Origin of the sequence: Alteromonas sp. BMJM2 (assembly GCF_027257845.1) — a bacterium.
Lineage (GTDB): Bacteria > Pseudomonadota > Gammaproteobacteria > Enterobacterales > Alteromonadaceae > Alteromonas.
On the sequence record NZ_JAPVOT010000028.1, the window covers coordinates 1 to 13,089 of the forward strand.

The 13,089-nt window shown below is 44.2% G+C and carries 12 protein-coding genes; 4 read left to right on the plus strand and 8 right to left on the minus strand.

Annotated features, from left to right (window positions below):
- Positions 1 to 177: 177 nt before the first annotated feature.
- The 4 genes from O9X84_RS18140 to O9X84_RS18155 form a co-directional block, all read right to left on the minus strand.
- On the minus strand, positions 178 to 1,152 hold the full coding sequence (locus tag O9X84_RS18140) for an NADPH:quinone oxidoreductase family protein (protein ID WP_269521086.1): 975 nt from the start codon (positions 1,150 to 1,152) through the stop codon (positions 178 to 180).
- 93 nt (positions 1,153 to 1,245) lie between these two features.
- Positions 1,246 to 2,277, minus strand: a complete 1,032-nt coding sequence (locus O9X84_RS18145) for a phosphotransferase family protein (RefSeq protein WP_269521109.1) — start codon at positions 2,275 to 2,277, stop codon at positions 1,246 to 1,248.
- 39 nt (positions 2,278 to 2,316) lie between these two features.
- Positions 2,317 to 3,531, minus strand: a complete 1,215-nt coding sequence (locus O9X84_RS18150) for an acyl-CoA dehydrogenase family protein (protein ID WP_269521087.1) — start codon at positions 3,529 to 3,531, stop codon at positions 2,317 to 2,319.
- An 11-nt stretch (positions 3,532 to 3,542) separates the two neighbouring features.
- Complete coding sequence (locus O9X84_RS18155; protein WP_269521088.1) at positions 3,543 to 4,229, minus strand: histidine phosphatase family protein; 687 nt, start codon at positions 4,227 to 4,229, stop codon at positions 3,543 to 3,545.
- A gap of 458 nt (positions 4,230 to 4,687) precedes the next feature.
- Between O9X84_RS18155 and O9X84_RS18160 the strand changes: the two genes are divergently transcribed.
- The 3 genes from O9X84_RS18160 to O9X84_RS18170 are packed head-to-tail and all read left to right on the plus strand — an operon-like array spanning position 4,688 to position 7,991.
- Positions 4,688 to 5,932: a hypothetical protein gene (locus O9X84_RS18160; protein ID WP_269521089.1), complete on the plus strand. Its 1,245-nt coding sequence runs from the start codon at positions 4,688 to 4,690 to the stop codon at positions 5,930 to 5,932.
- 9 nt (positions 5,933 to 5,941) lie between these two features.
- On the plus strand, positions 5,942 to 6,397 hold the full coding sequence (locus tag O9X84_RS18165; RefSeq protein WP_269521090.1) for a hypothetical protein: 456 nt from the start codon (positions 5,942 to 5,944) through the stop codon (positions 6,395 to 6,397).
- Entirely contained in the window at positions 6,390 to 7,991 is a 1,602-nt protein-coding gene (locus tag O9X84_RS18170; RefSeq protein ID WP_269521091.1) for a sensor domain-containing diguanylate cyclase, read from the plus strand. The genes O9X84_RS18165 and O9X84_RS18170 overlap by 8 nt, the downstream gene beginning before the upstream one ends.
- A gap of 11 nt (positions 7,992 to 8,002) precedes the next feature.
- On the opposite strand, the gene O9X84_RS18175 is transcribed toward O9X84_RS18170, so the two are convergent.
- Positions 8,003 to 8,644 carry a DsbA family oxidoreductase gene (locus tag O9X84_RS18175; protein WP_269521092.1) on the minus strand — a complete coding sequence of 214 codons (642 nt, stop codon included), beginning with the start codon at positions 8,642 to 8,644 and terminating at the stop codon, positions 8,003 to 8,005.
- A 224-nt stretch (positions 8,645 to 8,868) separates the two neighbouring features.
- Positions 8,869 to 9,654 carry an SGNH/GDSL hydrolase family protein gene (locus O9X84_RS18180; protein ID WP_269521093.1) on the minus strand — a complete coding sequence of 262 codons (786 nt, stop codon included), beginning with the start codon at positions 9,652 to 9,654 and terminating at the stop codon, positions 8,869 to 8,871.
- A gap of 67 nt (positions 9,655 to 9,721) precedes the next feature.
- Between O9X84_RS18180 and hemN the strand changes: the two genes are divergently transcribed.
- Positions 9,722 to 11,128 carry an oxygen-independent coproporphyrinogen III oxidase gene (hemN, locus tag O9X84_RS18185; RefSeq protein ID WP_269521094.1) on the plus strand — a complete coding sequence of 469 codons (1,407 nt, stop codon included), beginning with the start codon at positions 9,722 to 9,724 and terminating at the stop codon, positions 11,126 to 11,128.
- On the opposite strand, the gene O9X84_RS18190 is transcribed toward hemN, so the two are convergent.
- Both O9X84_RS18190 and modB read right to left on the minus strand, forming a co-directional pair.
- Complete coding sequence (locus O9X84_RS18190; RefSeq protein WP_269521095.1) at positions 11,115 to 12,362, minus strand: ATP-binding cassette domain-containing protein; 1,248 nt, start codon at positions 12,360 to 12,362, stop codon at positions 11,115 to 11,117. The two genes, hemN and O9X84_RS18190, sit on opposite strands and share 14 nt — an antisense overlap.
- Positions 12,359 to 13,069, minus strand: a complete 711-nt coding sequence (gene modB / locus O9X84_RS18195; RefSeq protein WP_442864567.1) for a molybdate ABC transporter permease subunit — start codon at positions 13,067 to 13,069, stop codon at positions 12,359 to 12,361. Before modB ends, O9X84_RS18190 begins: the two co-directional genes overlap by 4 nt.
- Between the last annotated feature and the right edge of the window lie 20 nt (positions 13,070 to 13,089).

The window sequence follows — 13,089 nt, forward strand, 5'->3', positions numbered from 1 at the left end:
TCCTTCGGACCCTGTCGTTGGCCAACAACGCCCTTGCCATTCAGATTATCTTCCCCTCAGTCAGGGTGATTCAGGTTTCTTCCAACCTGACGGGTTTGCCAGCTTCGCTGGGCAAACAAAAAAAGCCCACATGAATGCGGGCTTAGCGGAAATCTCATAAGTACTTATCAAAAGTACTTAAGGAGTGATAACCATTTTCCCTTTCACTTCCCTATTCATAACCTTCGTCATCGCTTTAGTTGCTTGTTCTAAAGGCAAGGCCTCGTCAACAACCACTTTAACCTTTCCTTGTACATACCACGTTAGGAGCTCTTGCATATTTTCGGCAAAACCTTTGGGGTCGTGCTGAGTAAACGAGCCCCAAAATACGCCCATTACCGAATACCCTTTTACTAGGGCTAAGTTTACTGGGAACTTAGGTATCTCTCCGCCAGCAAACCCCACAACAAGCAATCTGCCTTCCCACGCCATACTTCTACTACAAGCATGAAAAGTATCACCACCTACGCATTCATAAATAACGTCGGCACCTTTACCGCCCGTCACCTCTTTTAGCGTCTCTTTGAGGTCCTTGTCTTTATAATTGATGAGTACATCTGCGCCATACTCTTTGGCTAGGGCAAGCTTTTCTTCTGTAGAACATACTGCAATTACCTTAGCCCCCATTGTTTTACCAATTTGAACCGCCGCTAGGCCGGTGCCACCAGCTGCACCCGTAACAACCAGCGTTTCGCCAGGCTGTAACTTCGCACGCTGTTTTAAGGCATGGTGAGCAGTAGCATGAGCAGTAACAAGCGCCGCACCTTCATTCACATGAATAGGGTCTGGTAACGGCATAACGTGGCTTGCTTTCACAGCTACTTTTTCTGCATAACCGCCCAGATTAGAGAGCGCGATAACCCGTTGTCCTTTTTTGACGTGACTGACTCCCTCACCTACTTCCGAGACAACTCCAGCCACTTCGTTGCCAGGAATAAACGGAAAGTCAGGTTGCATTTGATACAGGCCTTGTACCAAGAGCCCGTCTGGAAAGTTAACCCCTGCCGCCTGAACATCAACAACAACATGCCCAGGTTTTGCTACAGGATCGGCAACGTCTTTTACACGTAAATCATCTACTGGCCCAAAGGCTTCACATACAATGGCTTTCATCTTTTCTCCGTATTCTGTTTTCTCTATGTATTCGGCAAAAAAATCCAAAACGCATTAACCCAAGGGTTAAATCATAGGAAACAAGTGTGACTGTTATTCACTGTCTTGGTGTATGGTTTGATTCGCTATTTGCGCTAGAGGACGTACCATCGCCCCCAACTGCATCGCCTTCTCGCTAGATGCATTACCATCGTGAGCGCGCTTCACTACGCCTTGTAAAATAGCGGCGAGTCGGAAGAAACTGAACGCGAGATAGAACGTCCAATTATCAATTTTTCCAATATTCCGTCGTTTACAGTACGCATCAATATACGCTTTTTCTGAAGGGATACCCAAAGCCTCACGATCTAGCCCTCCTAACCCAGCTGCATGAGCAATATCTGATGGAAGGCGCAGCTGCATACATTGATACGCTAAGTCTGAATAAGGGTGTCCCAGTGTAGACAGCTCCCAATCAAGCACAGCTATTACCTTAGGTTGGTTGGTATCAGACATATCAAACATCATGTTATCGAGTCTAAAGTCGCCATGGACCAACGAAACCTGTCCATCATCATCAGGCAAATTAGCTTCTAAGTAACTTATAAGGTCTTCAATTTCTTTAATATGCTCTAGCTCTGACGCTCGGTATTGTTTAGTCCAGCGACTTAACTGGCGTTCAAAATAACTGCCGGGCTTTCCATAATCGCTGAGCCCTGCAGATTGAACATCGACGCTGTGCAATGACGCAAGCACTCTGTTCATTTCATCATACATCGCCGTACGGGTGCTGGAAGTAGCAATCTCTGGCAGCGCACTGTTCCAAAAAATATCACCGTCAACATGGGCCATAATATAAAACATACTGCCGATAATATCTGGGTCTTCGCACAGGTGATATGCCTTCGGAACCGGTACTTCAGAATTTTGCAGCGCATTTATCACTCTGAATTCGCGGTCTACCGCATGCGCTGATTTAAGCAACTTGCCCGGAGGCTGGCGCCGTAAAACAAAGGTGCCATTGTCAGTAAGTAGCTTGAAAGTCGGGTTCGACTGGCCGCCAGAAAATTTTTCAGCCTCCTGAACGTGCCCTATTTCTGGGCACGCGGTAGTCAGGTAGGTGTTTAGTACCGCTAAATCTAACATATGAGGTGCAGTCGTGTTTTGTGCAGTCAAAACAGCTCCTTATGCGTTTTTATCAGCAATTAAATTACGACCTAACTGCATCATGTGCACTTGATCTGGGCCATCGGCAAGCTTAATGGTGCGTGCATATGCATACATTGCGGACAATACAAAGTCTTGACTCGTTCCCGCCGCACCGTGCATTTGAATGGCGTCGTCTATCACGTTGCACGCCATAGTTGGCGCAACAATTTTAATCGCCGCAATAAGGTCGCGAGATACTTTATTACCGTATCTGTCCATCTTATCGGCTGCCTTTAGCGTTAATAAACGGGCCTGCTCAATATCGCAGTGCATCTTGGCAATGGTTTCACGAATAGACTGCTGTTTTGCTAACGGCTTGCCAAAGGCAATTCGAGATTCTACTCGTTCGCAGGCCATATCTAATGCACGCTGTGCACATCCGATTAAACGCATGCAGTGGTGAATTCTACCTGGACCAAGGCGACCTTGAGCAATTTCAAACCCTTTACCCTCACCCACAAGTAAATTTTCAGCAGGCACACGTACGTTTTCAAACAATACTTCGGCATGGCCAATCGGTTCATCATAAAATCCCATTGCTGCCATAGGCCTAACAATGGTGACGCCCTTGGTATCCATAGGCACGAGTATTTGCGATTGTTGCTGATGACGAGGTGCATCAAAATCAGTTTTACCCATCACCACCATAATTTTGCAATTCTCATTCATTGCGCCACTGGTGTACCATTTTTTACCATTGATAACATACTCATCGCCGTCGCGCGTAATAGACGTTTCGATATTTGTTGCATCGCTCGACGCCACCGCAGGCTCAGTCATCGCAAACGCAGAACGAATTTCTCCATTGAGCAAGGGAACTAACCACTTTTCTTGCTGAGCTTCATTACCGTACTTGGCTAGCACTTCCATATTGCCTGTGTCAGGTGCACTACAGTTAAATATTTCAGAGCTAAATAATACTCGTCCCATTTCTTCACAAAGTGGCGCGTATTCAGCGTTGGTCAGGCCTGCTCCGTATGGCTTATATTCCTCTGGTAGAAATAAATTCCACAACCCTGCCTCGCGCGCTTTTTGCTTTAATGCCTGCATCATCGCTGGGGTTTTCCAACGGTCTTTTCCATTCTCTACGGCATGAATGTACTCTTGCTCAATTGGATACACTTCGTCTTTCATGAACGCTCTTAGTTTTTCTAAAAGCGCCTGTGTTTTTTCGTTATATTCAAAATTCATCGCTGTCCCGTTTAGCTATAGGTAATGGCGTGTAACCTGTCAGTCACATCCAGGTGAGGTACGCTATTGAAGTTGTTTAAGTGAACGCCTCGCTTATTAGCAAAGCATTGTGAAAAGCTGGCATTGCGTATTTGCAAGTTCATGTTGATAACCGTTGCAGAATCGTAGCCTAAAATATGTTTCAGCATCATCGCGATAGCGCCGCCAGAACTGACCACAAGTACTCGTTTTGCATCGCTATTTTGCAAACGTGTGAGCATTGAAGCTACACGCCCTTCAAATTGCGCCCATGTTTCATCGAGCAACCCATGCTCTAGTTCATCTTGTGACCACGCAAGCATGGCCTTTTTCAATAGGCGGTAGAAGTCAGCAGGTGATGCCCCCTCTGGCACTTTATCTTCAGGGAAACGACTAAGATACGCAGCAGCAACCGCCTGAAAATTAAACTCGTTAAGTGCACTGTCTCGTGTAGCTTCTGGTAAATATTTCCCTCCAGCGGATAACCCTTGTGCAATACCCTCGTTAGTTTCACGGTGTCTAACCATATCTCCCATAAAGACGCTGTCGAACTGAATGTCACGATGGTGGAAATAGTCACCTAACCACACGGCTTGCTGTGCGCCTAGTTCGCTTAGCTTGTCGTAATTCGCTTTTCCAAAAGACGCTTGCCCGTGGCGAACTAAATAAATATCTGTCATTACACACTCGTTTGTTACCATTATGTTAACTATATTAAGAAAACTAGTTGCATAAGTTTAATTGATATTTTGAATGGGAGTTCATCATGTGAAGCTATTCGGCTTAACTGTATTATTTACAACTATATTGATAATCGAAGAGGGGTAGTGCGTTAAATCTGCCGAGAGCAGAAACAATGAGGCGTTATTGACCGGTTTATGAGACTATGAAGATAAAATAATCACATTCGTTAAAACCTATATCTAAGACATCTGATCAGCGCGTTAGTACTATTATCTATTAACAATAAAGATGTGTAGGGCATCAATTCTTGAGAACTTGTTCAGCACTTCAGGTAAGGCAATAAAGACTAAATTTTTCAGATTTCTTTGTTTCTCTACTATGCTTGGTATACTCAAGAATATAAAATTTATGCATTCATTGACGTGAGTAAAAATTTCGAATTGGACACACATAAATGTTAAACAGACAGTTTTTCTTTACTGCCTTAGCGATGAGTTTATTGATCTCTTCTACCGCTATCGCTGAGCAAGAAACACTTAAAGTGAGTGGATTCGGTGCTCTTGCTACTGCCACCGCTGATACCCGCTCCTATCAGTTTCGCAACGACCGTTCTCAATCTGAAATTGCTAAAAAGGATGGTTTTGCCTTCAAGCCTCTTAGCTTAATTGGCGTACAGTTTGACTACAGTGTTTCAAACAACCTCGATATCGTTGGCCAGTTTGTATATCGAGCACAAGATGAACAAACGATAGATTCAGTAACTCAAATGGCATTTTTGAGATATGACCTCACTCCGTCGTGGCAACTAAGGGCAGGAAGACTCGCTGCTGACATTTTTCAATTCAGTGACACCAGAGATGTTTCCATCGCCTACCCTTGGGTAAAAGTACCAACAGAAGTTTATGGCATTGTCCCTGCTAGAAGTTTTGATGGCGCAGACATTAGCTACCTCAAACCTTATACCGATTTCAACCTTCAAGTTAAAGCGTTCTGGGGGCAAGGTGAGAGCGACTTTACCAGCAATGAGTACGAACCAATAACGTTTAATAATTTGCGCTCTGTCGGCGTCGAATTCGCGGCTTTTGATTGGAGTGTAGCATTAAAGCACACTCAAACAGAGGCAAAGAATGATAACGCAGACTCGGCGTTTGTCGCCACTGCCGTAGCCCAACTACAACCGTTTTGGAGTGGCGCCACCGATTTTGCCAATTCACTGAGCTTGAGTGGTGCAACCATTCAATACACCTCTTTATACATGAATAGATACCTCGGTGACTGGGAAGTATCAGGTGAACTAGCTCACATCGACTCCGACTCACTGGCATTGAGACATTCCTTAAACGGGTTTATAAACTTAAGCTACCATCATGGTGCGCACACCTTTTATGGTTTATTTTCATTTGCAGATTCAGATAATTATTTCTTAAGTGAAGAACAGCCAGGCTTTCCTATTACCCCTGACACTGCTGAATTAGCGGTTTTTGTTGAAGAAGTGGGTAGCACGCTGGCTCATAATCAACAATCTTTCTCTTTAGGCTGGCGTTGGGATTTAAAAGAAAACCTCGCCTTTAAAGCACAAGTGGAACGAACGGATATCGAAGCAAGAGGAAGCGGCCTAAGGGCTAGAGATGGATTAGTTGTAAATAGCGATGATGGCGTTGCTCATACCCTACTACTCGCTTTAAGCTTTAGTTTTTAGGGGCGGATGATGAAACGATATTGCTTTCGCATCATTGTGATAACAGGGCTTCTTGCACTGACTAGTGTCAACTGCTTTGCATCTCTACCTGAGGGTACACCTGAGAAAATAGTGGTGGTTATCCATCAAAAAAACGAGGTGCAATCATTAGATAAAAAAGGCTTAATCAATTTATTTATGGGTAAATACTCTGCATTTCCCAATGGCCAAGAAGCCACTCCTATCGACGTGGCACTGGATGAAAATCTGAAAGCTGAATTTTACGAAGCACTCGTTGGTTTACCTCTTCCTCGTATAAATGCCTATTGGTCTCGGTTAAAATTTTCCGGTCGCGTAAAACCGCCAGCGTTAGAACAAACCGTTGTTGATGTTACACAACGGTTAGAAAACGATGAGTCTGCACTAGCGTATGTTTACGAATCTAATGTTACCGATAAAATGAAGGTTGTATATCGCTTTGATTAATATATACGGGCTTGGAGTTCGTCTGTCACTGTTTTTGATCGCTGCAGCTTTGATGGTGGTGCTAACCACTGCCGAGTTTTTTTACCGCGTCACCTACGAGAACGAAATTAACGAAGCGAACCACGATATCGAAGAGCTTTACCGTGCCGTAGGTTCAACGGCTTCTATTGCTGCGTTTTTAGAAGATAAAGAACTCGCGAAGGAAGCCATCAACGGTTTAGTTAAAAGCGATAAAATTCTTGCTGCCTCTATCAAAAGTGATTCCTTGTATTATCAGCTCAACGTCAACGAGGCGATAAACCGGGACACAGAGCCACGCATGTTTGTAGTGCGAAATCCTTTCATGCCTGAAGAGTCACTAGCTGAAGTCAATATATACCCCAACGTTGATCATATTATTCAGCAAGCTAAAAATATCAGTACCGACAACAGCTATGCGCTTTACGTTGAAGCACTTGTTGTTGGTATTGTGGCCTTGGTAATTGCTTACTACATCATTATTTCACCCATGCTGCGCGTGGGCCGCTCACTGCACGAAATAACACCTGGCACAGCCCAGCGCATCGATATACCTGATTATCACTCTCGTAGTGAAATTGGTAATTTGGTGAACGACACTAATCAGCTACTCGATAAAGTCGAAGACCAGTTTTCACAAGAAAGGCAATTGAGAGAAGAAATCGAGTTTTTAGAAAAACGTTTTAGGATGTTGTTTGAAAATGCAAAGTCGGCAACGGTGCTAATAACCGAAGCTGGAACCATTGAGCTCAACAATAGCGCTTTTACCGATTTAGTCGAGAAAATAGGTTTAGATGCAAAGCCGGATTACGGCGAACTGTTGAGCGAATTGTTTGAAAACCCTACCGCCATTAAAGCGACGCTACTCGAGTCATTTTCTCGCAATGAGTTTGCAACGGGCGAATTCAAGCTGAAGTCGGTGAATAAAAATGTCATTTGGGTTCAATTAATTGCCAGTCCATTGATCACTGAAGATGGGGAACGCTTTTATCAATTAACCTTGAATGATATATCAAACCGAAAACATGAATTACAGATGCTAGCTATGCAGGCCGACTTTGATTCACTTACCGGCATCTATAATAGAAATGGCGGTGAAAAACTCCTCGCTAAGTTAATGAATAAAGGCCACCACTTTGCACTTGCGTTAATAGATTTGAACGGTTTTAAAGCGGTTAACGATATTTACGGACACGATGCGGGGGATGAAGTACTCAAATTTGTATCTGAAGAACTTAAGGACAAGATCCGCAAAAACGACATGGCAATTCGCTGGGGGGGAGATGAATTTGTTCTGCTGCTACAAGCAGAAGATGAAGAGTCTGTGAGAACAGCCATAGCAAAAGTGAATGACGGGGTTAAAAAGCCATTTTACTTTAATAGTGAATCTACCCCTACCGTTATCACAATGAGCGTTGGCGTCGCGTTTTACCCCCGCATGAGCCGAGATATCAATACATTAATAAAGCTTGCTGATATCGCAATGTACCAAGCCAAGCAAAATAAAATAGTGGCGCCAAACGACTATCTAATTTTTGCTAAGCCGGACTCTCACGATAAAGGCGATAAGGCTTAAACCCTCGTTCTTTATTGAGTAGCAGCGGCCGCTTCTTTGATAAAAGCGGCTAGGGTTTCGGGCTCTTGTGCTCCCGCAATGCCCTGATTACCAATAACAAATGTGGGAACACTTTGAATGCCTCGCTGCATCCAAGCCGATTCTAACTGCCTTACAGCATCGCCATAGCGCTCATCGGCAAGCACGTCTCTAATCGTTTGAGCATCAAGACCAATGCTGCTGCCCTCTTGAATAAGAATGTCTACGTGATTAATATCTTTACCTTCCGTAAAATACGCCTCAAACAAACGCATTTTCATCGGAACTGCTAACCCCATCTCGTCAGCATAGTGAATAAGCTGATGGGCCTTAAACGTATTCTGCATAGTAGCGTCGTCGGCAAGATTAAACTCAAACCCAATCGATTTACCCACATCAATAAGACGCTGCCTATTTTCACGACTTTGCGCTGGAGTAATACCGTATTTTTCAATCACATGTTCTCGCAAGTTCTGACCATCTTCAGGCATGGTGGGGTTGAGTTCGAAGGGATGAAACTTTACCTCTACATTGACGTTATCGAGTCGTTTTATTGCCTGTTGCAATCGCTTGTAACCCACTATGCACCATGGGCACACAACGTCAGACACCATGTCAATTGTAATAGTTTGCATTTTTTTCCCTTAATATTTGTGACAAATTAGTATGCTACGCAAGAATTATGTTGCCCCTACTGTAAGCGCACAGCGCTTTAAATTCATCCTACAGGTGAAAAAGTAGAAAGATAGGTATGCAGAGCACTGGAGTTAGATCACTTTAAAAGTTAAGCCAATCTGTGCGCATCGCAAATTGGACTATTGAATTACCTATAGCTGTTGGCCTTTTCGTTTTTATCTCCTTACGATCTTAACAAACCCTGCTCTATATTAATGAGTGTAACGATTTGTTCAGCCCACAATGCATACCCAACATCTGAAGGGTGAAAGCCGTCCTCAGCCATGAGCTCCGCTATGGCTTCGCCATTAAAATTAAACAAATTAAGTTGCAGCAGTCGACTAAAAGGCAACATGCTAACTGTACTTGCTAATACGCGATTAAGCAGTGAGGCTCTTTGCCCCAGTATAAAGCGCAACGGTTGAGGGATTGCGGGGAACGCATGCATGGGAGGAACCCCAGAATAAATAACTAATTTACACAAAGACTGTTGCAGTAGACAGTGATGAATTTGCCGAAGATTACTGCGCCACGCTTTTAAGCTTGTGAAACGGGTTACATCATTTACTCCAATGGAAACCACAGCCACATCATACCGGCAGTTCTGCGCCTGTTTAAGTAAAGTAATAATACCGCTACTCGTAAGCCCAGTGCGTGCGTGAAGAGTGATAGACACTGCATATGGATCGCCAAATGATTGTGATAGCGTTTGGTACAGCTTCCCAGTTAGCGCATCGGTTTGCGTACTTACGCCAACGCCAGCCGCCGCTGAATCACCTATCACCAGTACGTTAAAGGGTATTTTCTTATCTTCAGATTTGGAGTCTGAAGGTTCGCTTTTAAGCTGTCGCGCACCTGATGGTTCGGGTAAACGAAGGGTTTTCTTACGAACCCATATAGCTTGAATAATGATTACTGGCAAAATGACTATCAAGCCAATATTAAGCGCCAAAACATTGAACCAGATCAATTCACCGCCTTCCTTGTATTGATAACATGTTGTTAGTTTTCTCTCACCTATAAATAGAAGAAATGTCATGGAAGCGAATGATGTAAGCCAAGCTGTAAATCAAATTACAAGGCCACCAAGTGGAGTAGACTTTACTACAATAGCAAAATACGAAAGGCATGCTCCGCGCTATACGTCCTATCCCACTGCACTTAACTTTGCTGCAGTAAACAATGACATACTTCAAATTGCAAATGAAAACACTCAGGCCGAAGCTTTAAGTATTTATGTGCACATTCCTTTTTGTCAGACACTTTGCTACTACTGCGGATGCAATAAAATTGTGACTAGGCACAACAGCAAAGCAGACGAATATCTCAATTACATCGAAAAAGAGCTATTAAGCAAGTCACATCTACTAGCAGAACGACAGGCTGTGTCGCTTCACCTAGGCGGCGGCTCTCCTAGTTTTTTAAGTGAGCAACAGCAAGCCACTTTGATGACAATGTTAACAAAGTACATTTCCTTTGATGCTCAAGCAGAAATGGCCATTGAATTAGACCCGCGAAACGTGGACATTTCCTACTTAAAGCATTTAAGAGAGCTCGGCTACAACCGCTTAAGTTTTGGATTACAAGATACCGATTACCAAGTTCAGCAAACAATAAATCGAGTTCAAAGCACGCTTCACATCGCCGACTTAGTATTTGAGGCAAGAAATTTAGGTTTTAGCTCTATTAACTTAGACCTGATCTATGGCCTTCCCCATCAAACAAAAGACACGTTTAGAACCACAATAGCCGCTACGAAAGCCATGTCTCCCGACAGAATATCGCTGTTTAGCTATGCGCATTTGCCAGAGCGTTTTGCTGCGCAGCGTAAGTTTGCCGAAGACATTTTACCCAATGCAGAACAAAAAGCAGCGCTTTACGATATTGCAGTAACTGAATTTACAAAAATTGGCTATGACATGATTGGCCTTGATCATTTCGCCAAAAAAGCGGACCCGCTAGCAAAAGCAAAAAACGCAGGCAAACTGCATCGTAACTTTCAAGGTTACACCACAAAAGGTGATGCGGATTTAATTGGTTTTGGTGTGTCTGCTATTAGCACTGTTGGTGACGCCTTTGCGCAAAATCCAAAGCAATTAAAAGACTATTACGAGCAACTTAATACCCACAAGCCAGCTGCCGTTATTGGGTTAACACTTTCTAAAGATGACCTTATTCGAAGAGATGTAATATCAAGCCTTATGTGCAACCTATCGCTGAAAAAGACCATGATTGAACGCAAATACCACATTAGCTTTGACGACTATTTCGCTATTGAACTCGACGCGCTGCGCCCGCTGCAAAAAGACGGCCTTGTGCTACATATGGAAAAAGGGATAGTGGTGCCAGAAAGCGCAAGAATTTTCATACGAGCCATTTGTGCGACGTTTGATGCTTACTTCGATCCTACTAAAACCATGACCCGCTTTTCTAAAGCAATTTGAAGCGCGCGATTACGGGCATATTTTTAGCGAGTTGAAGGCGACTTACTGATAGCGTACTGATAACCGCATACAGTGCTGGTTGCTCTACCTCCCTCATGCCCATCTGGTTGATAATACGAAGATTAAGCAACACTCGACCGCTCTTATGATTGTCGAAATGGGTAATGTCTTCTATCACACAGTTAAGCGAATTCAAGATACTCGATGTCGAATTTTCAGTCGTTAATACCGTGTTCGTATCGATACTGACTTCACTTGCTTTTATCGCTAATCGCACCTGGCCGCCCACAGATAGCGAATTATCAATCTCGCTTTTATCTGCTTGATTAGGTTCACAATCACTGAGCTTTGCGACATTAGACCTCGCTGCAATGAGCGATTTTTGGGAGACGTACAGCCGCTGCCCGCTAACAATAACTTGATACACCGTATTCTGATTTGATTCTCCAAAATCAGTGGCGTTTTCATTAAACATCTCTTTCTCGGGATAGGTAGTCTTTCCAGCGTTTGTATAAGTACTCTCTTCAGCGTGGCTGCTCAACGTTGCCTCGGCAATACATTCAACAACGCCGTTAAGTATGGCCGAAGGAGTATGTATTGCGCCGCCTTGGTACATATCGGGAATAACGCTATCTACATTACCTACTGCTTCTATTTTCCCAGCACAGATGTAAATCATCTCGTCACTTAATAACAAAAGTTCATTAATGTCATGGGAAACCACAAAGCATGTTAGTTGCGATACAGCGCACAATTGGCGTAAAAAAGCGTAAATGTGCCGTCTGGTTACAGCATCAATCGCGCTGAGCGATTCGTCGAGCAGCAGAATGTGAGGCCCGTTGACCAATGCCCTTGCAATAGCCACCCGCTGGGCTTCGCCGCCAGACAAGGTAGCAATGGGCTTTGACAATAGGTGCTCGCAGTGACACCTTTTTACCGCCTCATCGACAGTAATAGCATGTTCGCTGGCATGGCGGGTAGCAAGGTGTAAATTGCCTTCCACATTCACATGAGGGAACAATAAGGGCTGTTGGAATACAATACCAATTTTTGGCGAAACATGGCCCCAATTAGCTTGCGTTAACGCGCCTTTTTCAAAACCTGCTATGCAGCGTAACAAGCTGCTTTTACCCGCACCGGATGGCCCAGTGATACCGATAAATGACGAGGAAGCACGCAGTTCAACCCGGCCCTCTATTCTGCTTGGAAGCAATACCTCAAACGCCACATTCATCGCTTACGCTCCAGGTCTATATTTCTAGTACCACTTGAGGGGTCTGCGCCACCGTTAAAGCGATAGAGTAGCGCTAACACAATAAAGGAAAACACAAGTAGTCCAAGGGACATCACATGGGCACGCTCATATTCTAGTGCTTCAACTTGCTCATAAAGCGCAATGGAAAGCACCTGGGTTTCACCCGGTATGTTGCCTCCAATCATGAGCACAACCCCAAATTCACCTACGGTATGCGCAAAGCTGAGCCCAAATGCCACCATGATTGGCGCTTTGCAAAGTGGCAGCACAATGCGATAAAAACCTTCTAGCCGTGAAAAACCAAGAGAGCTCGCCACCTCAAGATACCGTTTATCTAGCTGCACGAACCCACTGTATAAAGGTTGAAGGGCGAAGGGCAGTGAATATATTAACGAGCCAAGCACTAGCCCCTGAAAGCTAAATACCAATGTACTGCCTGTTAGTGCTAACCACCACTGCCCCAGCGCACTTTGGGGTGAGAACGCGATGAGCAAGTAGAAGCCAAGCACTGTGGGTGGCAGTACTAGCGGCAATGCCAACACAGACAGAACCAATGATTTTGCCTTGTGTTGCCAGTTCGCCAAAAACCATGCAAGGGGCATAACTATAATCAACAATAAGACACTGGTGACCAACGCTAGCTTAAACGTGAGTATGACAGTATTTAACATTTCAGCATTCACCATACCGGCATTTATGATATCGG

Coding starts and splice junctions, on each gene's coding strand:
- O9X84_RS18140 (WP_269521086.1), bottom strand. CDS start 1,152: ATGAAAGCCATTGTATGTGAAGCCTTTGGGCCAGTAGATGATTTACGT.
- O9X84_RS18145 (WP_269521109.1), bottom strand. CDS start 2,277: ATGTTAGATTTAGCGGTACTAAACACCTACCTGACTACCGCGTGCCCA.
- O9X84_RS18150 (WP_269521087.1), bottom strand. CDS start 3,531: ATGAATTTTGAATATAACGAAAAAACACAGGCGCTTTTAGAAAAACTA.
- O9X84_RS18155 (WP_269521088.1), bottom strand. CDS start 4,229: ATGACAGATATTTATTTAGTTCGCCACGGGCAAGCGTCTTTTGGAAAA.
- O9X84_RS18160 (WP_269521089.1), top strand. CDS start 4,688: ATGTTAAACAGACAGTTTTTCTTTACTGCCTTAGCGATGAGTTTATTG.
- O9X84_RS18165 (WP_269521090.1), top strand. CDS start 5,942: ATGAAACGATATTGCTTTCGCATCATTGTGATAACAGGGCTTCTTGCA.
- O9X84_RS18175 (WP_269521092.1), bottom strand. CDS start 8,644: ATGCAAACTATTACAATTGACATGGTGTCTGACGTTGTGTGCCCATGG.
- hemN (WP_269521094.1), top strand. CDS start 9,722: ATGGAAGCGAATGATGTAAGCCAAGCTGTAAATCAAATTACAAGGCCA.
- O9X84_RS18190 (WP_269521095.1), bottom strand. CDS start 12,362: ATGAATGTGGCGTTTGAGGTATTGCTTCCAAGCAGAATAGAGGGCCGG.
- modB (WP_442864567.1), bottom strand. CDS start 13,069: ATGGTGAATGCTGAAATGTTAAATACTGTCATACTCACGTTTAAGCTA.